The sequence below is a fragment of the Flavobacterium yafengii genome (assembly GCF_030010375.1).
Classification (GTDB): Bacteria; Bacteroidota; Bacteroidia; order Flavobacteriales; family Flavobacteriaceae; genus Flavobacterium; species Flavobacterium yafengii.
Window position 1 is genome coordinate 174,031 of sequence record NZ_JASCRY010000002.1, and the last position, 23,357, is coordinate 197,387.

Annotated in this window: 22 protein-coding genes; 15 read left to right on the forward strand and 7 right to left on the reverse strand. The window is 33.4% G+C overall.

Going from position 1 to position 23,357, the window contains the following annotated elements; all coding sequences use genetic code 11:
• The first annotated feature begins 164 nt into the window (after positions 1 to 164).
• Complete coding sequence (locus tag QLS97_RS08315) at positions 165 to 929, forward strand: lipopolysaccharide kinase InaA family protein (RefSeq protein ID WP_282715810.1); 765 nt, start codon at positions 165 to 167, stop codon at positions 927 to 929.
• Here the strand turns inward: QLS97_RS08315 and QLS97_RS08320 are convergent.
• The 5 genes from QLS97_RS08320 to QLS97_RS08340 all read right to left on the reverse strand — a co-directional run bounded on the left by QLS97_RS08320 (position 926) and on the right by QLS97_RS08340 (position 5,487).
• Positions 926 to 1,678, reverse strand: a complete 753-nt coding sequence (locus QLS97_RS08320; protein WP_282715812.1) for a glycosyltransferase family 2 protein — start codon at positions 1,676 to 1,678, stop codon at positions 926 to 928. The genes QLS97_RS08315 and QLS97_RS08320 overlap by 4 nt on opposite strands.
• 32 nt (positions 1,679 to 1,710) lie before the next feature.
• Entirely contained in the window at positions 1,711 to 2,745 is a 1,035-nt protein-coding gene (locus QLS97_RS08325; RefSeq protein ID WP_282715814.1) for a CDP-glycerol glycerophosphotransferase family protein, read from the reverse strand.
• A 3-nt stretch (positions 2,746 to 2,748) separates the two neighbouring features.
• The gene (locus tag QLS97_RS08330; protein ID WP_282715816.1) at positions 2,749 to 3,456 is read right to left on the reverse strand and encodes a phosphocholine cytidylyltransferase family protein; all 708 of its coding nucleotides are present in this window, start codon (positions 3,454 to 3,456) and stop codon (positions 2,749 to 2,751) included.
• 93 nt (positions 3,457 to 3,549) lie between these two features.
• Positions 3,550 to 4,611 (reverse strand): glycosyltransferase family 9 protein, encoded by a 1,062-nt coding sequence (locus tag QLS97_RS08335; protein ID WP_282715818.1) that lies wholly within the window; start codon positions 4,609 to 4,611, stop codon positions 3,550 to 3,552.
• A 60-nt stretch (positions 4,612 to 4,671) separates the two neighbouring features.
• On the reverse strand, positions 4,672 to 5,487 hold the full coding sequence (locus tag QLS97_RS08340; RefSeq protein WP_282715820.1) for a 2,3,4,5-tetrahydropyridine-2,6-dicarboxylate N-succinyltransferase: 816 nt from the start codon (positions 5,485 to 5,487) through the stop codon (positions 4,672 to 4,674).
• 146 nt (positions 5,488 to 5,633) lie between these two features.
• On the opposite strand from QLS97_RS08340, the gene QLS97_RS08345 reads away from it, so the two are divergent.
• From QLS97_RS08345 to QLS97_RS08355, 3 genes are all read left to right on the forward strand, one after another.
• Entirely contained in the window at positions 5,634 to 6,368 is a 735-nt protein-coding gene (locus tag QLS97_RS08345) for a class I SAM-dependent methyltransferase (protein WP_282715822.1), read from the forward strand.
• A gap of 23 nt (positions 6,369 to 6,391) precedes the next feature.
• The gene (gene ruvX / locus QLS97_RS08350; protein ID WP_099715875.1) at positions 6,392 to 6,808 is read left to right on the forward strand and encodes a Holliday junction resolvase RuvX; all 417 of its coding nucleotides are present in this window, start codon (positions 6,392 to 6,394) and stop codon (positions 6,806 to 6,808) included.
• 120 nt (positions 6,809 to 6,928) lie between these two features.
• Positions 6,929 to 8,425, forward strand: coding sequence for a malate:quinone oxidoreductase (locus QLS97_RS08355; RefSeq protein WP_282715824.1), 1,497 nt, complete (start codon positions 6,929 to 6,931; stop codon positions 8,423 to 8,425).
• Positions 8,426 to 8,489: 64 nt separating this feature from the next.
• On the opposite strand, the gene QLS97_RS08360 is transcribed toward QLS97_RS08355, so the two are convergent.
• Positions 8,490 to 10,703, reverse strand: coding sequence for an FUSC family protein (locus tag QLS97_RS08360; RefSeq protein ID WP_282715826.1), 2,214 nt, complete (start codon positions 10,701 to 10,703; stop codon positions 8,490 to 8,492).
• A 196-nt stretch (positions 10,704 to 10,899) separates the two neighbouring features.
• Between QLS97_RS08360 and def the strand changes: the two genes are divergently transcribed.
• The 4 genes from def to QLS97_RS08380 all read left to right on the forward strand — a co-directional run bounded on the left by def (position 10,900) and on the right by QLS97_RS08380 (position 14,447).
• Entirely contained in the window at positions 10,900 to 11,487 is a 588-nt protein-coding gene (def, locus tag QLS97_RS08365; protein ID WP_282715828.1) for a peptide deformylase, read from the forward strand.
• Positions 11,488 to 11,576: 89 nt separating this feature from the next.
• Positions 11,577 to 12,056, forward strand: coding sequence for a DUF5606 family protein (locus QLS97_RS08370; RefSeq protein WP_282715830.1), 480 nt, complete (start codon positions 11,577 to 11,579; stop codon positions 12,054 to 12,056).
• 81 nt (positions 12,057 to 12,137) lie between these two features.
• Entirely contained in the window at positions 12,138 to 12,911 is a 774-nt protein-coding gene (gene mazG / locus QLS97_RS08375) for a nucleoside triphosphate pyrophosphohydrolase (RefSeq protein ID WP_282715833.1), read from the forward strand.
• Between the two features lie 87 nt (positions 12,912 to 12,998).
• On the forward strand, positions 12,999 to 14,447 hold the full coding sequence (locus tag QLS97_RS08380) for an APC family permease (RefSeq protein ID WP_282715835.1): 1,449 nt from the start codon (positions 12,999 to 13,001) through the stop codon (positions 14,445 to 14,447).
• A 10-nt stretch (positions 14,448 to 14,457) separates the two neighbouring features.
• On the opposite strand, the gene QLS97_RS08385 is transcribed toward QLS97_RS08380, so the two are convergent.
• Complete coding sequence (locus QLS97_RS08385; protein ID WP_282715837.1) at positions 14,458 to 15,138, reverse strand: Crp/Fnr family transcriptional regulator; 681 nt, start codon at positions 15,136 to 15,138, stop codon at positions 14,458 to 14,460.
• A 109-nt stretch (positions 15,139 to 15,247) separates the two neighbouring features.
• Here QLS97_RS08385 and QLS97_RS08390 point away from each other — a divergent pair, with 109 nt between their 5' ends.
• The 7 genes from QLS97_RS08390 (at position 15,248) to QLS97_RS08420 (ending at position 23,296) form a co-directional block, all read left to right on the forward strand.
• Positions 15,248 to 17,653: a heavy metal translocating P-type ATPase gene (locus QLS97_RS08390; protein WP_282715840.1), complete on the forward strand. Its 2,406-nt coding sequence runs from the start codon at positions 15,248 to 15,250 to the stop codon at positions 17,651 to 17,653.
• A gap of 117 nt (positions 17,654 to 17,770) precedes the next feature.
• A complete protein-coding gene (gene ccoS, locus QLS97_RS08395; protein ID WP_099715868.1) occupies positions 17,771 to 17,962 on the forward strand; it encodes a cbb3-type cytochrome oxidase assembly protein CcoS in 192 nt (63 codons plus the stop codon).
• Between the two features lie 50 nt (positions 17,963 to 18,012).
• Positions 18,013 to 20,202 carry a cytochrome-c oxidase, cbb3-type subunit I gene (gene ccoN, locus QLS97_RS08400; RefSeq protein WP_282715843.1) on the forward strand — a complete coding sequence of 730 codons (2,190 nt, stop codon included), beginning with the start codon at positions 18,013 to 18,015 and terminating at the stop codon, positions 20,200 to 20,202.
• A 5-nt stretch (positions 20,203 to 20,207) separates the two neighbouring features.
• Positions 20,208 to 20,378: a cbb3-type cytochrome oxidase subunit 3 gene (locus QLS97_RS08405; RefSeq protein WP_131916349.1), complete on the forward strand. Its 171-nt coding sequence runs from the start codon at positions 20,208 to 20,210 to the stop codon at positions 20,376 to 20,378.
• A 27-nt stretch (positions 20,379 to 20,405) separates the two neighbouring features.
• Positions 20,406 to 21,305 (forward strand): cbb3-type cytochrome c oxidase N-terminal domain-containing protein, encoded by a 900-nt coding sequence (locus tag QLS97_RS08410; protein ID WP_282715847.1) that lies wholly within the window; start codon positions 20,406 to 20,408, stop codon positions 21,303 to 21,305.
• Positions 21,306 to 21,381: 76 nt separating this feature from the next.
• The gene (gene ccoG, locus QLS97_RS08415; protein WP_282715849.1) at positions 21,382 to 22,800 is read left to right on the forward strand and encodes a cytochrome c oxidase accessory protein CcoG; all 1,419 of its coding nucleotides are present in this window, start codon (positions 21,382 to 21,384) and stop codon (positions 22,798 to 22,800) included.
• 43 nt (positions 22,801 to 22,843) lie between these two features.
• On the forward strand, positions 22,844 to 23,296 hold the full coding sequence (locus QLS97_RS08420) for a FixH family protein (protein WP_282715851.1): 453 nt from the start codon (positions 22,844 to 22,846) through the stop codon (positions 23,294 to 23,296).
• Positions 23,297 to 23,357 lie beyond the last annotated feature (61 nt).

Below are 23,357 nucleotides of genomic sequence, written 5' to 3' on the forward strand. Positions count from 1 at the left end.
ATCAGAAAATGTATGCATATTTTAAAAAAAGTTAGAAGCTTAATTCGTTATCCATGCGTATATGTATTAGATGTTGATTAAGATCTAAATTTAATGTAAAATTACATTAAATATTTTAAGTCTTGAATTCAATACTTACTTTTGTGGATCAATACTGCTTATTTATGAAATATATCTTAAATCCTTCTTTTAAATCTTCCGAGGAACAAATTACTAACTATGTAAATAAATTTAATACCAAAGGAATTCTGTTTGGTGATGGAAAACGAAACAAAATAAAATTATTTGATTTAGACTCTTTGACGATTAATATGAAATCGTTCAAAAAGCCAAATCTAATTAATAAAATTGCCTACAAGTATTTTAGAAAGTCTAAAGCCAGACGTTCCTACGAATATGCGAATAAATTGCTCGAAAACGGAATAGGAACTCCACAGCCACTAGCTTATTTTGAAAATTATAATTGGCTGGGTTTGACAGATAGTTATTATATCAGCGAACATCTTCAGGCTGATTTGACTTTCAGAGAACTCGTTAATGATTCTGATTATCCCGATTTTGAAAATATTTTACGTCAGTTCACTAAATTTTCATTCGATTTACATCAAAAGGGAATTGAATTTTTAGACCATTCTCCAGGAAATACATTGATAAAAAAAGGTAATGAAAATCAATATAATTTCTATCTAGTAGATTTAAACCGAATGAATTTTCATGAAGCTATGGATATTGATCAGCGGATGAAAAATTTAAGCAGGCTTACGCCAAAGAAAGAAATGATCGCAATCATGAGTGATGAGTATTCTAAATATTATTCGGAATCCAGCAGTTTAATTTTTGAAAAAATGTGGCATGCTACAAATGAGTTTCAGGAAAAATTTGCTCGTAAGAAGAAATTAAAAAAGAAACTGAAATTTTGGAAATCTTAGTGATTTGAATTCATTCTCTTTAATTCCTGAAAGCGTGTGTAGATACTGAAAGCTTTCAGATAACAAATAATAATTCCATTTGTACCGTCTAAAAAACCCAATCTAAAGATGTATTTATTCAGAAATAGATACAACGGGCGAATGTAAAAATGAAAAAACGTAGGTTTGATTCCTTTTTTGAATTCTTCTTTAGCCTTTAATTTTCCGTAAAAAATCATTTTTTGCTTGTAATCAGAATAATTTCTATAGGAGTAATGAGTTAATTTGTTTTTTAATTTGCCAGTTTTCCCCGTAACGATTAATTTTTCATGTACAATTTTATCTAAATTATAATGTGCATTTTCTTTTTTGAAAAGCCTTAAAATTTTATCTGTTTGGGAACCGCTAAAGCGTATTTTGGTGTTTTTGAACATGAAAGTTCGGTAGAAATAATAAGCCGAATACGCCTCTTTCATCTGAATTGTTTCCAGGATCTCCTCTTTTAGTTCTGGAGATAACCTTTCGTCAGCATCTAAAAAAAGAATCCAGGAACTTTTAGCCAAACTAATGGCATAGTTTCGCTGAGTGGCATAATTCTCAAAAGGATGTTGTACAACTGTTACATTCTTGTAAGTGGCTGCAATTCTTGTAGTTTCGTCTGTGCTAAAAGAATCTATAACGATGATTTCATCAGCAATATCCAAATTTTCTATAACGGATGCGATATTGTGTTCTTCGTTATACGTTATAATTAGGGCGCTTAATGACATGTTCTTTTAGACAGTTTTCTATTGTTATAGCACTATTTTTTGAAAATGGAGTTGATTTTAAATCTTCTCAATATTGAAAGTTTACGTTTTTCTGGCACTCCATTTTTCTTGATATAATCAGCAACTGCATCAACCATTCTTTTCGCTGATTCCCCGTCATTATAAGGATGGTAATTTTCAAAAATGAATTTGCGTTCTTTTGAATATGGATCCTCATTAAGGTTTTTCTCAACTAATGGTATAAGTTCAGTATAGTCTGAACTATTTTGCCAAAGTATATTATCCGATATGTTATTGAATGTTATTACAGGCTTGTCGAGTAATAGGAATTCATAAATCACAGATGATGTATCACTGATAAGTACATCTGAAATCAATAAAAATTTAATGATATTCTTTTCTGTTTCAAAAATTATATTTGGAATTTCATTGGCTAAATCTGTATAGATTTGAATCCAAGAGACATCCATTAAAGGATGAAATTTCAATAAAATTAAATACTCTTTATTTTCTGATAACGACTTTATTTGCTCCACTAAAAATGGAGCAGAAGTCAGTTTTGGTGAAAATGTAGGTGCATAAAGCAGTATTTTTTTTGCATTATATTTTTGCAGTAATTCTTTTCTTTCTTGTTCAAAAGCGGATTTGTCGGTTCCATAAATATCTAATTTTGGCCAACCGGTTTCAATAACATCAAAGTCTTTATGAACCGATTTTAATTTGTTAAATCGTTCTGTAAAGTAAGGACCTTGGGTTAAGTATAAGTCAAAATAATGGCGTATTCTAAAATGTCCTTTTTTCTCTCCTGCTAAACCATGAAATATTTGAACTTTTAAGCCTCTTAAATAGTGAGGAACTTCATTTCCAGGAACAAAAATGGCATCGCTTTTATAGTTTTCTAATTCAGTTATAGACGATGTATTCTTTTCATTTTTAAACGGAAAATCGGCACTTATTTTGTCGTTTACATACCAAATATAATCATGTCCGTTATTTTCGAGATAGGTTTTTATAGGTTCAAGAATTCCAAAAGCATAATTGTTTTGACAAAAAAGAATACATCTCATAGTTTAACTAAATATTTTATTTGCATTTTCTAAATCCTCAGTAAAATCAACTTCTATGCAACTATATTTTGAGATATCGATAGGTTTCACACAAATAGCATCGTGCTCAATAGCCATCTCTAATCCTTTTTCGAAATAGTCATTATCATCACATTCTTCTAATCTTTTTATAAAAGAATTTATATCTTTTGAAGAAATGAAATTTATTCCTACTGCCTCGCCTAATCCATTTTTCACTTCTTTAGAAAGTTTATCGATGTAACTGTCTTTCAAGGTGTATTTTACTTCTTCGTCTGCAACTTTACTGGTGTTAACCGCTACAAATGATTCATTAGCTTCGATATGTGGATGAAGGATATCTAAGATTAAATCATCAAAAACTACATCGCCATTGAACCATAGAACAGATTCGTTTTTGTATTTTTTTAAAGCACGTAACAAGCTTTTTGAAGTATTTGTTTGGTCAAAAAACGGATTATAGATATAGGTTAATTCAGGAAAACGCTCCATAATTAAATCCTTCTTAAAACCGACAACTATATTAATATCGTCAATATCATATTTAGATGTAATATTTTCCGTTTGAATTTCCATTATACTTTTGCCATTTTTAAGTAAAGTCAATGGTTTAGGAAATGGATTACCAAGTCTAGAGCCTATTCCTGCTGCCAGAATAATTATTTTCATTTGTGTTAAATTATGTGTTTTCAAAAATAGTTTAAATGATTAACATTTAAAAGGGATTTACTTTTATTCCGCTTAATAGGGTATAAATTGATGATTTAAGCTTGTTTTATTGGGATATTAGCTGAAATTATTCTTTAAAAACAACACCAATTCAGTATGAAATAATTTGGGCGTAAATTGATTGTAATAACTACTGTTATTTTTTAATTCTTTTCTGGATTTGGCTTTAAACACTTCAGGTTTGTAATCTTTTAGGTGAATAGCTTTGTTTTTTATACCGTCTTCAAATGTACTCCAGCTTTCTTTTTCAATCCACGGAGAAAAAATAGTAAACGTTGGTTTGTCGAGTGCTTTGGCCATGTTTATTGCTCCGCCGTCGTTTCCAACAATTGCATCACATTGATTCATAATGGCGATAAACGATCTTAAATCACCACCTAATAACTCAAAATAAATTTTTTCTTGTGTTGAAGATTTACAAGCCTCAAAAATAGTTTTGGCATCCTTGATTTGCTTTGGAAAATAATTAAACAGAATATTTACATCTTTATTTTCGGCAATTGTATCAATAACTTTTGCCATATATTCCAGCGGATATGTTTTGAGTTTTTCACTTCCCAAAAGGCTGATCATTACTGTTTTTCTATCTTTTTTCAATTGGTGTTTTTCAAAAAGTGCAATGGCTTTTTGATTTTCTTCATCTGTAACAAATAATTTTGGTAACGGATCAATTGGGATGGATAGTTCTAAAGGATCTAATAATGACAGTCGTCTTTCGATTGCTAAGCCAAAATTAGTTTTTGGAGCAGCTTGATAAGTGATGTTGTCGGTATATAAAAATTTTCGTCCTTTCTTCTCGTAAGATATTTTCTTTTTGGCACCACTTAAAAAAACAATGAGCCAGCTTTCCAGTTTGGAATAAGCATCTATGATTATGTCATATTTAGTAGCTCGTATTTGAAGCGCTAAATTCAAGAATTCTTTTTTGCTTTTGCGGTGTTTTTCCTCAAATAAAATAATGGTATCAATATTAGGATTGCCTTCTAATACAGGAGTTGTTGATGCATACACCAAATAATCAATTTGAGCTTCAGGATAGGTAGTGCGAAGATTATTGCATAAAATGCTGCTTATCAAAACATCACCAATCATTTTTTGTTGTATAACTAGTATTTTCATAATATAAAAAACCTCCCGTTTAAGGGAGGAATATACAATAATTTTTTATTTTAAGAGGTATTAAACGGCTACGTCATATTCGCGTAAAGCATTGTTCAATGATGTTTTCAAATCAGTTGAAGGTTTGCGTGTTCCAATGATTAATGCACAAGGTACTTGGAATTCACCTGCAGCGAATTTTTTAGTGTAACTTCCAGGTATTACAACGGAACGAGCAGGAACATAGCCTTTCATTTCAAGTGGAGTTTCACCTGTAACATCAATAATTTTTGTAGAGGCAGTCAAGCAAACATTGGCACCAAGAACGGCTTCTTTCCCCACGTGTACACCTTCAACAACAATACAACGAGAACCAATAAAAGCACCGTCTTCAATGATAACCGGAGCAGCTTGTAAAGGTTCAAGTACACCACCGATACCAACACCACCACTTAAGTGTACGTTTTTACCAATTTGAGCACAGCTTCCTACAGTTGCCCATGTGTCTACCATAGTTCCTTCATCAACATAAGCACCAATGTTTACATAACTTGGCATCAAAATAACACCACTAGAAATATAAGCACCGTAACGCGCTACAGCATTAGGAACTACACGAATTCCTTTTTCGGCATAGCCTCTTTTTAGCAACATTTTGTCATGGTATTCGAAAATTCCAGATTCTAAAGTTTCCATTTTTTGAATAGGGAAATACATCACAACCGCTTTCTTTACCCATTCGTTTACCTGCCATCCTTCACCAACCGGTTCAGCAACACGTAATTTTCCAGTGTCTAATAATTCAATAACTTCTCTGATAGCATCAGTTGTTGTCGTTTCTTGCAACAAGGCACGGTTTTCCCAAGCTTGTTCTATAATTGTTTGTAATGGATTCATTTTAGTTAGATTTTTGACAAAGATATGTTTTTTAACTAAAATCAAAAATGCAAATTGATTTGAAAAATGTTACAGATTTAACTTATAGGATATTTAATGTTTTTCAAATGTTGTAAATTTGAGGAATAAATGAAAATCATTCAAACATGAAAGATAATTTCTCCAAACTAGCTGCTGAGTATTCTAAATTTCGACCACAATATCCAGATGCAATGATTGATTATTTGGTTTCATTTGTCAACAACAAAGGAGTTGCGCTAGATATTGCTACCGGAAATGGACAAGTCGCACAAAAACTTTCGAGTTTTTTTGAAACGGTTTATGGAATTGATATTAGCCAGAACCAACTTAACAATGCGATTCCAACGGAAAATATAATTTATAAAGTAGCCGCTGCAGAAAATACCTTTTTCAAAAATCAGGAGTTTGATTTAATCACAGTTGCCCAAGCAGTTCATTGGTTTGATTTTGATTTGTTTTACAAAGAAATTTACAGAATCTTAAAACCAGATGGAATCTTTGCCATTATGGGGTATGGTTTGTTTTCTACCAATGAAGATTCAGATAAAATAGTAACAGATTTTTATCAAAATATAGTAGGTCCATATTGGGATGCCGAGCGAAAATACTTGGATGAAAATTACAAAACAATACCATTTCCATTTAATGAAATTGTTACGGAAACTTTCGAAAATAAGCTAACATGGACTTTTGAGGAACTCATCGGGTATTTGGAAACATGGTCAGCGACGCAACATTATATTTCGAAAAACAATAAAAACCCAATAGATTTGATTTACGATAATTTGAAAACTTCTTGGCAAAAAAGCGATAAGAAAGTGACTTTTCCGTTGTTGCTAAGAATTGGAAAATTAAAATAGTTACCTTTGAAAAAAATATACAAATGCCAAGAATTCTCGCCATAGATTACGGACAAAAACGTACCGGAATAGCCGTTACCGATGAGATGCAAATCATAGCTTCAGGTTTAACTACCATTCCATCCCCAACTGCAATTGCTTTTTTGAAGGATTATTTTTCCAAAGAGAAAGTTGAGGCTGTTCTTATTGGTGAGCCTAAGCAAATGAATGGAGAACCTTCAGAAAGTGCTTCCATTATAAAAGGTTTCGTAACGCATTTTACCAATCATTTTCCGGATATGAAAGTAATTCGGGTTGATGAGCGCTTTACTTCAAAAATGGCTTTTCAAACCATGATTGACAGCGGTCTTAGCAAGAAACAGCGTCAAAATAAAGCACTTATCGATGAGATTTCGGCAACGATTATGCTTCAGGATTATTTGACTCGGAAGATGTTTTAAAAACCCAACTGCAAAGCCGGTTAATCGACTAAAATAGATTTGTAATTCCTTACTTTTTAACAATAATTTGTTACATTTTTTTTGCATATATAAAGTATCTTTGCACTTTAAAATTTTGTTATGCCCGATACAACCATTCGTTCGCAAAGTGATGTAGTTCTTATAGGAGCTGGAATAATGAGCGCCACTCTTGGCTTAATCCTAAAAGAGTTACAACCAGATATAAAGATTGAAATTTACGAAAGATTAGATATGGCTGCTGCCGAAAGTTCTGATGCATGGAATAATGCGGGAACTGGACATTCTGCTTTTTGTGAGCTTAATTATACTCCAGAAAGTGAAGATGGAAGCATCAATCCAAAAAAAGCAATCAGTATTGCGGAATCTTTCGAGGTTTCCAGACAATTTTGGGCCTATTTAGTGCAACAAAATAAAGTTTCATCACCTGAAAATTTCATTAAAAGTATTCCTCACATGAGTTTTGTTTGGGGAGAAAAAAATGTAGAATACCTTAAAACAAGATTTGAGGCTTTACACGCGAATCCTCTTTTTAAGCAAATGGTTTTCAGTACTAATTTTGCCCAATTAAAAGAATGGATGCCTTTGGTTATGGAAGGTAGAAATGAATCTGAGAAAGTTGCGGCAACGTCAATGGCTATTGGTACCGATGTGAATTTTGGAGAATTAACCCGAAATATTTTCAGTTATTTGGCTAAATTGGATGGAGTTACGATGTATTTTAATCATGAAGTTCAAAAATTGAGACAACGTGAGGATAAATCGTGGAGAATAAAAATTACTGATTTGGCTACAGGCAAAAAAAGAAAAGCATACACTAAATTTGTTTTTATTGGTGCTGGTGGCGGTTCATTGCCGTTATTAGAAAAAGCAAACGTTCCAGAAGGAAAAGGTTATGGCGGTTTCCCTGTGAGCGGACAGTGGTTAAAATGTACCAATCCTGAGGTGATTGCTAAACATCAGGCAAAAGTATATGGAAAAGCAAGTGTGGGTGCGCCCCCAATGTCAGTTCCACATATTGATTCCCGAATGATAAATGGAGAAAGACAACTGCTTTTTGGACCTTTTGCAGGTTTTTCTACTCGATTTTTAAAAAATGGTTCTTATTCAGATTTGCCTTTATCCATAAAACCAGATAATATCATTCCTATGATTGCTGCTGGTATCAAAAATATACCACTTACAAAATATTTGATTGAGCAAGTACGTCAGTCTCCTAAAGACAGGATTAATGCGTTGAGAGAATATGTTCCTGGTGCAAGATCTAAAGATTGGAAATTAGAACGTGCAGGACAACGTGTGCAAGTGATAAAAAAAGATGAAAAAGAAGGTGGAATACTAGAGTTTGGTACTGAAGTCATCACAACTGCTGATGGAACTTTAGCTGTTTTACTTGGTGCTTCTCCTGGCGCTTCAACCGCAGTTTCTATTATGGTAGATTTGATAGGAAGATGTTTTAAAGATGAAATTGAAACTCCGGAGTGGCAGGAAAAATTAAAAGTGATGATTCCTTCTTATGGTCAGACTTTGAATGATAATCCGGCTTTATTGGATCAAATCAGGAAAGATACTGCCTCTGTTTTAAAACTGAATAATTAGAAAAGTTAGCAATAAAATAAAAAGCGCTGGATTTAGATATTTTCTAATTCCAGCGCTTTTTTCTTTAAGACTCCATTAATTCTTTTGTAGTTTTTAAAATATTTTCAGAGAGATTAGTCAGCCAGATTAATTGCTCTATAACCAATTGCGCTTCTTGCATTTTCAATTGAAAGGCCTCTTCATCAATAGGAATTCCTTCTTTTAATTCTTTGGCTCTAATGTTTTTTAATTCCGTAAATCGCATGGCTAAATCTTCTTTTGGGAGATTTTCTTTTAGATATAAATCATTTTCTTTCAAAAGTGCAATCGCATTATCCAGGTTTCTAATCACAGTATCAACTACAACATTAAACGCTTCAGAAGCAGACGTAGTTTTGTGCGATTGGATGTACGTTCCCAACGAAGCTGATGACGATAGCAACGAATGATTAAGTACCGCTAATTTATATACTTGTGGTAATTGCTTTTGTTTTGACTTTGGTTCTTGAACCATCCTTTGGAAAGAAGCCATCAAATTGCCTATTTCGATAAAAGCATTTTTTCGAGCTAAACGATACGAAGTAGAAATAGTCCCTTTTTTATTATAAAAAACGGAAATTTCTTTTAAGTAATTTTGATTTGCAACAATTGATTTTTCTATGTGTGACGGAATATTTAAAAACTCCCATGAAGGCCATAAAAAATGATTGGCAAGGAAAGCCAAAGTGCAACCTACAATGGTGTCAAGTATTCTATATTGAACTACATCGCCAATATTAGGAGTTAATATCCCGTAAATAAAAACAACATACATAGTTACGAATGTGGCGCTGACTTTATAATTTATTTGGGTAAATGAAAATCCTAAAAGCATGCTTAAAATAGAAAGTATACTGATTGTAATGTTGTCGTGTACTAATGAAAGAATCCCAAAAGCGATTAACCCTCCTATAATAGTACCAAAAATTCGATGAAAAGAACGCTGTTTCGTCAAACCATATCCAGGTCGCATAATAACTATAATAGTCAACAAAATCCAATAGACGTTGTGAAAAGGCAGTATGTTTCCGATGATAAAACCAATCAACAATGTTATGGTTAATCGTAGCGAATGTCTGAAAATAGTGGAAGAGAAACTGAGATTTTCAATCAAAGTGCTCAAAGGATAATATTGAGGCGTCAGGAATTTTTCTAAGTCTTTGTCCTTTTCTTTAAAATCCTGTGAATTGAAGGCTAGAGTAAAAGCACGCTCTACAATTTTTATTTTTTCCACTTGTTTTTCAGCATACTGTAGCATGGTGGTTAGCATAAAAACACCTTCGGAAGCGGGAATTTTTCCTAAATCATTTTCATAATCGGTAATGGCAAGTTGTAAAGCATTTAAATCACCTCGTAGAGTATGTTTAGAAATATATTTAGTACGGTTTTGTACGCTTTTGGACAATTTTTTTAAACTTGTAGCAAGATTGTAGGCTAATTTTTGATACGTCAACAAAACCTTTGGATGGTCGTCAAATTTTTGATGTAATTTATCATGGTCGAATGAAGTAGCTAATGCAAGCTCCAGAATTTCCATCAATGAAATAAAAACGATTAACATTTTTCGGTTTTGATTGGAAGATCCAGAAGTTGTATGACTGCTAATCAATACTTCTCTTATGTTTTGTCGAATGGTATTCAGTTCTACCTGCAGGTGTAGTTGTTTTTCAATAATTGCTTTTCTATCAGCATCAATCGTCCATAAATCGCCTCTTAATTTTAAATATTTAGCAGTAAGTTTAATGCATTCTGCAATTTGTAATTCGACATAGCGATGAGGTCTTATATAGTGAAAAACAAGGGAAATCATTAGGTAAAATAATCCTCCGGATAATATTAAAAGAGAATGTTGAACCATCGACCAACCGGTATTGATACTTGCAAATGCTAATGAAATAGAAATCAGCGCAGAGAAAGAGACCATTGTTGCCCGTTGTCCATAGACGGAAATCATCGAAATAAGAAAAATTAATACAGCCAAAAAAGGATAGAAAATAATAGAATAAGGATAGACAATATTCACTAACAAATTGACACCTGCGACAAGTAAAGCGGTAACCAGAATACCGTTTATTTTATGTTTTAGATTACTTGGAATATCGCTTGGATAGGTAAAAAAAGCACCTAAAGCGATGGTAAAACCTATTTCGAATTTGCCTAAAAAAGAAAGCACTACAACTGGAATAACTGCTGCTATAGTTACTTTTAGAGCATTAGTAAAATAAGTACTGTCGGTAAATTTTCGGATTTTGTAAATCATACAATTGGATTGCAAACAAAGGTAAGAATTGAGTGACTCATTCAAAGCATAATTTGCCCTGTTTTTGCCTAAATGGTAAAAAAACACTAATTATCGATACAAGATTATTCATTGTCTATTTTTTTACTATTTTTGCAGACTGAATTAAAGCGAAACTTATTCTCATTTTTAGCATACAATACTTAATACAAAAACAATGATTTTACCAATTATAGGATACGGTGATCCAGTTTTAAGAAAAGTAGGAGAAGTTCTTTCACTAGAGCATCCTAATTTGAAAGAAACGATTGCTAACATGTACGAAACGATGTATAATGCCTATGGTGTTGGACTTGCCGCACCTCAAGTAGGATTGGCACTTCGTTTATTTGTAATCGATACGACTCCTTTTAGCGACGATGAAGAATTAGAAGATACAGAACAAAAAGAATTGAAAGGATTCAAAAGAACTTTTATCAATGCAAAAATGATAAAAGAAGAAGGTGAAGAATGGAGTTTTAATGAAGGTTGCTTGAGCATTCCTGATGTTAGAGAGGATGTGTACAGAAATCCAACCATAACAATTGAATATTGTGAAGAGGATTTTGTGATGAAAACCGAAGTTTTTGAAGGATTGATTGCCAGAGTAATCCAACATGAATACGATCATATTGAAGGAATTTTATTCACAGATAAAATTTCGTCATTAAAAAAACGATTGATTCAAAAGAAACTGAAAAACATTTTGGAAGGAAAAACATTCCAAGACTACCGAATGAAATTTTTTGCTAAAAAAGGAAGATAAAACAGTTTTTATAACTTTATCTTGGTATGATTTTTGGTTTTAAATGAAAAAATAAATAAGTCAAATTCTTAATAATAATTACACAAAACATGAATTTAGAAAAAATATTAGCCATTTCTGGGAAACCGGGTTTATATGTATTAAGAGTACAAACACGTACTGGGTTTGTTGCTGAATCATTATTAGATGGAAAAAAAATCACAGTAAACTTGAAAAGCAATGTGAGTTTATTGTCGGAAATTTCAATTTATACGTATGAAGGCGAAAAACCATTAGCTGAAATCATGCAAAAAATTGCTGATAAAGAAAATAAAGGTCAAGCAATTTCACATAAAGAAGATAATGCTATATTGATGGCTTATTTCAAAGAAATTTTGCCGGACTATGATGAAGAAAGAGTGTATCCTTCTGATATCAAAAAAGTTTTAAACTGGTATAATATGCTTCAAGCAAAAGGATTAGTTGTAGATAAAGTGCCAGTAGCTGAGGAAGTTGCTGCTATTGTTGAAGAAACTCCTGCAGTCGAAGTGAAAGCTCCTGCAAAAAAATTAAAAGCTAAAAAAGAGTAATTCTACTTTAAAATAATATTTAATCCTGTTCAGTTATTTTTCTGGACAGGATTTTTTTATTTTTACCAAAAACCATTTCTGATGAATTCAAGACAAAACCAACTGCAAGCTTTCGAAAGATTATTAGACATTATGGATGATTTGCGTGAAAAATGTCCTTGGGACAAAAAGCAAACCATGCAAACGTTGCGTCATCTTACTATTGAAGAAACCTACGAATTAGGCGATGCTATTTTAGACAACGATTTAAACGAAGTCAAAAAAGAACTTGGGGATTTGTTATTGCATATTGTTTTTTATGCCAAAATAGGAAGCGAGACGAACGATTTTGATATGGCGGATGTCTGTAATGAAATTTGTGAAAAGCTAATTCACCGTCATCCCCATATTTATAGTGATGTTGTGGTAAAAGACGAGGAAGAAGTGAAACAAAACTGGGAAAAACTGAAACTCAAAGAAGGCAAAAAGTCTGTTCTGGAAGGTGTTCCAAAAAGTTTACCTGCATTAGTAAAAGCAAGCCGAATTCAGGATAAAGTAAAAGGAGTGGGTTTTGATTGGGAAGAATCGCATCAGGTTTGGGATAAAGTTCAAGAAGAGTTGGAAGAGTTACAAGTTGAGGTTGAAGCAGGTGATCAGGATAAAATTGAAGCCGAATTTGGAGATGTTTTATTTTCGATGATCAATTACGCCCGATTTCTGAATGTAAATCCAGAAGATGCTTTGGAACGTACCAATAAAAAATTCATAAAACGCTTTCAATATTTGGAAAGTAAAGCAGGAGAAATGGGAAAACCTTTAATGGATATGACTTTAGCCGAAATGGATGTGTTTTGGGAAGAAGCGAAGAAGTTGTAGTTTCAGTATTTTTTTAGTAATCAGTACTCAGATTTCAGTTCCGATACTTCGGGATTAGTATCCAGTTTTAAATAATTAAATTATCCAATGTCAGAAAATAAAACCGAGTTAAAACGTTCTTTAGGGTTAATTGATGCCACTAGTTTAGTTGCCGGTTCCATGATAGGATCTGGAATCTTCATAGTAACATCAGCCATGGCGAGAGATATTGGATCTGGTGCTTGGTTATTGGTGATTTGGTTGGTAACGGGATTAATCACAGTTGCTGCGGCATTGAGTTATGGAGAATTGGCAGGGATGATGCCTAATGCGGGCGGACAGTTCGTTTATATACAACGCGCGTACGGAAGATTAGTTTCTTTCCTCTATGGCTGGACCGTTTTCACGGTAATTCAAACCGGAGTTATTGCGGCAATTGCTGTTACTTTTGCTAATTATGCCGCTATCTTCTTTCCAGTTTTAGATCAAACTCTTTTTACTGTTGGTGCCAGTTTTGTTTTTTCATACCAAAAAGTGTTGGCTATTTTTAGTATAATACTGCTCACGTATATTAATACTAAAGGTGTTAAAAGCGGAAAAACCGTTCAGTTGATTTTTACCTCGGCTAAATTAATTGCGCTTTTTGCATTGATTGTTTTAGGATTGTATGTTGGTTTACAAACGGATGTTTTGTCCAATAATTTTGCAAATATGTGGGAAGCCAGCAAAACGGTTGTGAATCCTGACGGAACAATTACAGTAACAAAATTAGCAGGAATGGCAATTTTGGGAGCTGCAGGAGCAACTATTATTAACTCTTTATTTTCTAGTGATGCCTGGAATAATGTGACTTTTATTGCGGGTGAAATTAAAGAACCTAAAAAGAATATTCCACGAAGTTTGTTTCTTGGAACCTTAATTGTAACTATTATTTATGTTTTAGCAAATGTTGCTTATTTGGCTTTGTTGCCCATGCAGGGAACTCCAAACGCTGCTGATATTGCCAGTAACGGAATCATGTTTGCCAGTAATGACAGGGTAGGAGCAGCTGCAGCAAGTATGATTATGGGAAATGTAAGTGTTTTTGTAATGGCAGGCTTAATTATGGTTTCTACTTTTGGTTGCAATAGCGGTTTGATTCTTTCGGGAGGAAGATTGTTTTTTGCCATGGCAAATGACGGATTATTTTTTAAACAAGCTACAGAACTGAATAAAAATCAGGTTCCGGCCAAAGCATTGTGGGTACAATGTATTTGGGCTTGTGTGCTTTGTATTTCGGGAAAATTTGGTGATTTGCTGACGTATGCTACTTTTGCGTCATTGTTGTTTTATATATTGACTATTCTGGGTGTTTTTATCCTTAGAAAAAAAGAACCCAATACAGATAGACCGTATAAAGCGTTTGGATATCCAGTTGTACCGGCACTTTATATTGTGGTGACATCAGCCATTTGTCTCACCTTGCTGATTTATGACACCTTCAATACGGGATTGGGATTGTGTATTGTGGCGTTGGGAATTCCGGTTTATTATTTTGTAATGAATAAGAAAGAGTAATGCGGATGAATTACTCGGCCATTTTTTTTAGGGCATTAATGTCTTTTAAAACGATTTTTTTGCCTGTTAATTCGATCAATCCTAATTTATTGAAATCAGATAACAAACGAATGCAACTTTCAGTGGCAGTGCCAATCATACTGGCTAGTTCATCTCTGGAAAGTTGTACTTTTAAGGAGTTGTCGTTGTTTTTTCCAAAGGTGTCATGCAAATAAAGAAGTGTCTCGGCTAATCTTTCTTTGACTGTTTTTTGGGCTAAATTCACCATGTGATCATCGGCTTCTTTTAGATCACCACAAATAGTTTTCATCACATTCATCGAAAACTGATTGTTTTTGTCAAAGTATCCCATCACTTCTGATTTTGGAATAAAACAAACCTGCATATCTTCAAGAGCTACAGCACTTAGATTTACCGGTTCATCACTAATCATCGAGCGTTGGCCCAGTAATTCTCCTTTTGTGACCAATTTTACAATATGATCTTTACCATTTGCACTGAGCTTAGTCAGTTTACAAATGCCGTCTTTTATACAATAAATACCATTCACATTTTCTCCTTCTTCAAATATAACCTCACCCTTTTTGATAATATGGGATGTTTTACAGTCAGAAAGTTTTAGTAATTCTTCTTTAGTAAGTGCTTTTAAAGAGCTAAATTCTCTGACGATACATTGTTCGCATTTGCTCATATTGTTTGTGATTTATTGGCACTACAAAACTAACTATTTAATATGACAAATATCATATTTTTAACGTATTCAATTGATGACCTTTGTTCCAGGTAAAATGAGCAAAGTTATGGACACACAAAACTGTTTCCATTGTGGTTTAGATATTATAAAAGAAGAAGAAATTATTTTTGACGCGAGAAATTTTTGTTGTAACGGTTGTAAAACGGTGTACGAAATTTTTAGTCTCAATGATTTGACTTGTTATTATGATTTTGAAAAATCCCCTGGAGCAACCCCGCAAGACATTAATGGTAAATATGATTTTTTAGACAATGAAAGTATTGTATCCAAAATTTTGGAATTTCAAGAAAATTCAACCGCAATTATTTCACTTAACATTCCTCATATTCATTGTAGCTCGTGTATTTGGATTTTGGAAAATCTACAGCGTCTTCAAAAAGGAATAAGCACTTCGCAGGTTAATTTCCCTGAAAAAAGAGTCCGAATTACTTTTAATCCGGAAGTGGTTTCTATTAAAACGATTGTTTATTTGTTGAGTTCTATTGGTTATGAACCTTACATCAGTTTAGAAAACTATGAAACGGGGACTAATAATGTAGATAGAAGTTTAACGTATAAATTAGGCGTTGCTTTCTTTTGTTTTGGAAATATCATGTTGCTTTCCTTTCCGGAATATTTTGAAGTAAAAGAATTTTGGTTAGACCAATACCGTGGCTTTTTCCGTTGGTTGATTTTTGCTTTATCGCTGCCAAGTTTCTTTTATTCAGCAAGTGGTTATTATGTTTCGGCGTATAAAAGTATCAAAACCAAAATGCTTAACATCGATATTCCTATTGCTTTAGGGATTGTTGTGATGTTTGTGCGAAGTACGTTTGATATTGTCATGGATTACGGTTCTGGTTTTTTCGACAGCTTAACGGGATTGATTTTCTTTATGCTTTTGGGTAAAATGTTCCAAATCAAAACCTATAGTTTTTTGAGTTTCGAAAGGGATTTTAAATCGTATTTTCCAATAGCTATTACCAAAATAAATTCTGATTTATCAGAAGAAAGCGTAGCGATTTACGAAGTTGAAAAAGGCGACAGACTACTTATTAGAAACCAAGAATTGATTCCTGTTGATGGGATTTTAATTTCGGAAAAAGCGGAAATCGATTATAGTTTTGTTACCGGAGAAGCCATTCCTATTACGAAAAAATCCGGTGATAAAGTATTTGCAGGCGGAAAACAAATAGGGAAAGTAATCGAAATGGAAGTTTTACATTCGGTTTCCCAAAGTTACTTGACGCAATTATGGAGTAATGATGTGTTCCAAAAAAATGTGGAGCAAAAACACAAAACGATTACCGATAGCATTAGTCGTTATTTTACACCTATTTTATTATTGATTGCTTTTGCAGGATTTGGATACTGGATTTTTATTGATGCTAATACCGCTTTTAATGTGTTTACGGCAGTGCTTATTGTTGCTTGTCCTTGTGCTTTGGCATTGACGGCGCCATTCACTTTTGGGAACGTATTACGAATTTTAGGAAAACAGAAATTCTATCTCAAAAATGCTTTGGTTATTGAGCAATTGGCGAAAGTAGATACGATTGTTTTTGATAAAACAGGAACGATTACCACCAATAAAAAATCGAATATTTCTTATGAAGGAGATACTCTTTCTGATGAAAATTTACTGTTGATTAAAAATGTTCTTCGGGCTTCAAATCATCCGTTGAGCAGAATGTTGTATGATTATTTGCCAATTCCAATTTTGCAAAATAAATCAGCAATTGATACCAAAAAGTTGAAAGTGGATGCTTTTGAAGAAATTACCGGAAAAGGAATTCAAGCACAGATTTTTGGTTACCAAATTCAAATAGGTTCTGCAGCTTTTGTAGATAAAATAGAAGAAAATAACATTCAGCAAACGTCGGTTCACATAAAGATAAATGATGTTTATTATGGGAAATTTATTTTCAATAATCAATATAGAGAAGGACTTGAAGAGCTTTTCAAGAACTTAAGCAGTAAATATCAAATCAAGGTTTTATCTGGTGACAATGAAGGCGAACGCGCTACTCTTGAACAACTTTTGCCGAAAGGCACTGAATTAATTTTCAATCAGAAACCGGAACAAAAATTAGAATTTATTAAAAATTTGCAGGACAAAGGTAAAAATGTAATGATGGTTGGCGATGGATTGAACGATGCCGGAGCTTTGGCACAAAGTAATGTTGGGATTTCAATTTCTGAAAATGTGAATGTTTTTTCACCAGCTTGTGATGCTATTTTGGATGCCAGCGAGTTTCAAAAATTGAACTATTTCTTGAAATTATCCAAGAATTCCATAACGACTATCAAAATGAGTTTTGCACTTTCTTTATTGTACAATGTGGTGGGATTATCGTTTGCCATTACAGGTAATTTATTGCCTTTGGTTGCAGCTATTATCATGCCTTTGAGTACAATAACCATTGTGAGTTTTGTAACGGTAATGAGTAGTTATTATGCAAATATAAAATAGAATTATATAAGTTTTTGAGTTGCGCTTTCACATAAATTTAACAGATATCAATAAGTATGACAAATGTCATATTTTACTCCAAAACGTCAAAGTAACTTTGTTAACACAAATTAAGGTATGAGTGTCATTTATTTATTAATCTCCATCAGTATAATAGTCGCTATTGGTTTCTTTATTGCTTTTATACGAGCAGTAAAAACAGGTCAATATGACGACGATTACACGCCATCCGTCAGAATGCTATTTGACGATGAGCTAATTCAGTCGAAAGCTAAAAAACCGAAAACCAAAAGTTCAACGACTTTATAACTTTCAACAAATCAATCAAATAATAAACAACTTTAAAAATAATTATAAATATGGAAATGCAGCAGTTTTATTATGACAACAAAATTGTAAAAAAATTCATTTACGCAACCATTGTCTTTGGAGTGGTAGGAATGTTAGTGGGGCTTACATTGGCCTTTATGTTCCTTTTTCCAAATATTACGGATGGTATTTCGTGGTTGAGTTACGGTCGATTAAGACCTTTACATACGAATGCCGTTATTTTTGCCTTCGTAGGAAATGCAATGTTTGCAGGTATTTATTACTCATTACAGCGATTGTTAAAAGCCAGAATGTTTAGTGATTTTTTGAGTAATCTTAATTTCTGGGGTTGGCAATTAATTATTGTCGCTGCAGCCATATCATTACCATTAGGTTATAGTTCTTCAAAAGAATATGCCGAATTAGAATGGCCAATAGACATTGCGATTGCATTGATTTGGGTTGTTTTTGGTATTAATATGATTGGAACCATTTTAAAACGTAGAGAGCGCCATTTATATGTTGCGATTTGGTTTTACTTGGCAACATTTGTAACCGTGGCAGTTTTGCATATTTTCAATAGTTTATCATTGCCGGTTTCTGGAATGAAAAGTTATTCTGTTTATGCAGGAGTTCAAGATGCTTTAGTGCAATGGTGGTACGGTCATAATGCAGTGGCGTTTTTCTTGACAACACCATTCTTAGGCTTAATGTATTACTTTGTTCCAAAAGCGGCAAATCGTCCGGTATATTCTTATAGACTGTCAATTGTTCACTTTTGGTCGTTAATTTTCATCTACATTTGGGCTGGACCGCACCATTTATTATATTCGGCATTGCCTAACTGGGCACAAAATTTAGGTGTTGCTTTCTCTATTATGTTGATTGCACCATCTTGGGGTGGAATGATAAACGGACTTTTAACCTTGAGAGGCGTTTGGGATAAAGTGCGTGTAGAACCCGTTTTAAAATTCTTCGTTGTAGCTATTACCGGTTATGGAATGGCGACTTTTGAAGGCCCGATGTTATCGCTTAAAAATGTAAATGCTATTGCGCATTATACGGATTGGATTATTGCTCACGTTCACGTTGGCGCATTGGCTTGGAATGGATTTATGGCTTTTGGTATGATTTATTGGTTGGTTCCTAGAATGACCAAAAGCAATTTGTACTCTCTTAAGTTGGCTAATTTTCACTTTTGGATTGGTACTTTAGGAATTATATTATATACGATTCCAATGTATGTTGCCGGTTTTTTACAAGCATCTATGTGGAAACAATTTAATCCGGACGGAACTTTAACCTACGGTAACTTTCTTGAAACAGTAACTCAAATCATGCCGATGTATTGGATGAGAGCTATTGGTGGAACCCTTTATTTAATTGGAATGTTTACTTTGGTGTATAACATTATTCAAACCGTAAGAGCAGGTTCTAAAATTGAAGATGAATTGGCTGAAGCTCCTGAATTATTAAAAATTAGTGCAGGAAGAGTAAAAGGAGAGAAATTCCACCCTTGGTTAGAAAGAAAACCGATTCAGTTAACCATTTTGGCAACTGTCGCAATTTTAATTGGTGGTGTTATCCAAATCGTACCTACGATTATGGTTAAATCCAATATTCCAACAATTGCAAGTGTAAAACCATATTCTCCACTAGAATTAGAAGGACGTGATTTATACATTCGTGAAGGTTGTGTCGGTTGTCACTCGCAGTCAGTTCGTCCTTTCCGTAGCGAAGTAGAACGTTATGGACCGCAATCTAAAGCAGGAGAATTTGTATACGATCATCCATTCCTTTGGGGATCAAAACGTACAGGTCCGGATTTATTAAGAGTGGGTGCAAAATACAATGACAATTGGCATTTTAACCACTTTTGGAATCCTCAAAGTATATCTGCCGGCTCTATTATGCCAGGTTACAAATGGCTGTTTGACAATAAACCAATGGATGTTTCTTTGACTCAAAAGAAAATGCAGGTTATGGTGACACTTGGTGTTCCTTATACTGAAGCTCAGATTACAAGTGGTTTAGATGATTTAAGAAAACAAGCTGTTGCAATTGAAGAAAGCTTGAAAAATGACCCTGACTTTGTAAAAAGTTATGACGAAAGCAAGAAAAAAGCCGAAGCCAGAGGAGAGAAATTTGTTCCAATGAACGAAAGGGAAATAGTAGCCTTGATTGCTTATATGCAAAGACTTGGAACGGATATTAAAGTAAAAGATGTCGCTAAAAAATAAAAGTTATGTTCGAACAAATAAAACACAATATGGAAACGATTGAAGGTGTGGCAATATATCCCATCTTATCATTATTAATTTTTTTCGTCTTTTTCGTGGGCTTGGGTCTATGGGTGTTTTCCTATAAGAAAGAAACGATAAATGAATTGAGTCAAATTCCATTGAGAGACAATTAAATAGTATAATTTTTTAAAATTTAGAAAATGAAAAAATTAATTCCAGTATACGTTAGAGTACCTGTTATTTTCTTTGCTGTAATGATGGCAATGGAATATTTCATAGATTCAGGAGATCGACCTGCTTTTATAAAATTTCCAATGGTGTCTGTATTCTTATTCGTGTTCCTTTTCCTTTTGATAGCGATAGAAATTACGATGAAAGCAGTTGATACTATTACCTATCACTTATTGACTGAGGAACAAAAAGCTCAATTAAATGAAACAAATGATTTGAGCTTCAAGGATAGTCAGTGGTACAAAAACCTGATGGAGAAATTGACTAATAATGAGCCATTAGCGAATGAAGATCAGTTATTATTAGAACATGATTACGACGGAATAAAAGAATTAGATAACAATTTACCGCCTTGGTGGGTGTATTTATTCTATGCTTGTATCGTTTTTGGGGTTGTTTACATGGTTCGATACGAAGTTTTAGGAGCTGACAATCAAGAAATGGAACTTAAAAAAGAAGTGGCTCAAGCCAAAATTGATATAGCTGAATACATGAAAACGGCTCCGGACATGATGGATGAAAAAACGGTGACCTTGTTGACAGATCCTGCTGATTTAGCTGCTGGAAAAGAAATTTTCACTACTAATTGTGCCGCTTGTCACAGAGCTGACGGTGGAGGACAAATTGGACCAAATCTAACGGATGAGCAATGGATTTTAGGTGGTGGAATAAAAAATATATTTCATACTCTGGTAAATGGAGGACGTGACGGAAAAGGAATGATTTCTTGGAAAGGAACATTGAAACCTAAAGAAATGCAAAAAGTTGCCAGTTATATTTTATCCTTAAAAGGAAGCAATCCACCAGATGCTAAAGCTGCGGAAGGGGAAGTTTGGGTGGAAGAAAATGTTACAGTTGCAGTTAAATAACAATTAGAAACACACGTTTTTATTTAGCTTAAGAATTTTAATGATTATTTTGAACTTGTGTTTTAAATAAAAAAAAATGTCAAAATTACCAGACGAAGCTTTTAGAGATACCATCGGGACGATTGATGAAGAAGGAAATAGAAAATTTATTTTCCCAAAAAAGCCTTCAGGAAAGTTTTATGATTACAGGAAATGGGTGAGTTATTTTTTACTGATTGTACTTGTTGCAAATCCTTTTATGAAGATAAATGGGAACCAGTTCATGATGTTCAATATATTGGAGCGTCGATTTAATATTTTCGGATTTCCATTTTGGCCACAGGATATTTATCTGTTCGTTCTTTTTATGATTATTGGCGTCGTTTTCGTCATTCTTTTTACGGTGATTTATGGACGAATATTTTGCGGATGGATTTGTCCGCAGACCATCTTTTTAGAAATGGTTTTCCGCAGAATTGAATATTGGATTGAAGGTGATCGTGGTGCTCAAATTCGTTTGGAAAAACAAGAATGGAATGCAGAGAAAATCAGAAAAAAAGCCTTTAAATGGACAATTTTCTTAATCATTTCTTTTTTTATTGCAAATGTTTTTCTGGCGTATCTTATCAGCAGTGATAAGTTGCTTTTAATGATTGAAGAAGGGCCTGAAAATCATCTGAGTACTTTAGTTTCTTTATTGATTTTTACAGGAGTTTTCTATTTTATTTTTGCTTGGTTTAGAGAACAAGTTTGTATTATTGCCTGTCCTTACGGAAGATTACAAGGCGTTTTATTAGACGATAAATCGATAAATGTAGCGTACGATTTTGTTCGTGGCGAAAAAGAAGTGGGCAGGGCTAAATTCAACAAACAAGAGGATAGAGCTGCTACCGGAAAAGGCGATTGTATCGATTGCAAGCAATGTGTAAATGTTTGTCCAACTGGAATTGATATCAGAAACGGGACACAGATGGAATGTATCAATTGTACCGCTTGTATTGATGAATGTGATACGATTATGGACGGTATAGGATTGCCAAAAGGACTGATTCGTTATGCATCAGAAGATGAAATCGAGAACAAAGTAAAGTTCAAGTTCACGCCAAGAATGAAAGGGTATTCGGCCGTATTATTCATATTGACAGGAATTTTGATTGGATTATTGTTCTTGCGTTCTGATGTTGAAGCCAGCATTTTGAGGCTACCAGGTCAGTTATTCGAACACAAAGGCGAAAATATCAGCAACATTTATACTTTTAAAATTATCAATAAAACCAACACTGATTTTAATGATATCCATTTCAAATTGGTGGGCATAAAAGGAACTTTAAAAGTGGTTGGGAAGCAAGATTTAAAAGTACCAAAACAAGGAATGAACGGAGGAACGCTGTTTGTTGAAATCAATCAAAATTTATTGGACAGCGATAAAACAAAACTGAAAATTGAGGTTTATAATGGAGATGAAAAAATTGAAACCAGCGCCACTAACTTTTTAAGTCCGAGAAGTTTTGATTAATATCCTTTTAATCTAGGATTAGAATTTATAAAAAAAATAGATCATGAAAATTAGCTGGGGAACAGGAATCGTAATCGCTTTTGGGTTGTTTATAACCTTCATTTTGTATTTTGTTTTTACGGTACAATCCGATTCAAAATATGATAATGAGTTAGTTGTAGAAGAATATTACAAACATGATGCACATTTTGGAGATGAAATGGCTCGTGTTCAAAATGTAGCAAATTTGGCTGAAAAGCCAACAATAAATAGTGTTTCAAATGGAATTGAAATAACATTTCCAAAAGTATTTATTCCAAAAAATATCAAAGGTAAAGTGTCCCTTTACAGACCGTCTAACAAAAAATTAGATTTTGAAATTCCAATTTCACTATCTGATGCTACTACTTTGCTCATACCTAAAAAAAGTTTGGCAGGCGGTCGATGGGACATTAATATGGAATGGCAATATGAAGGAAAATCATATTTGTCTAAAGAAACGATATATATCAATTAGTCTTAAAGTCAAAAGTCAGAAAGGTCATCAATTGGCTTTAAGACTTTTAATTTTATGACAT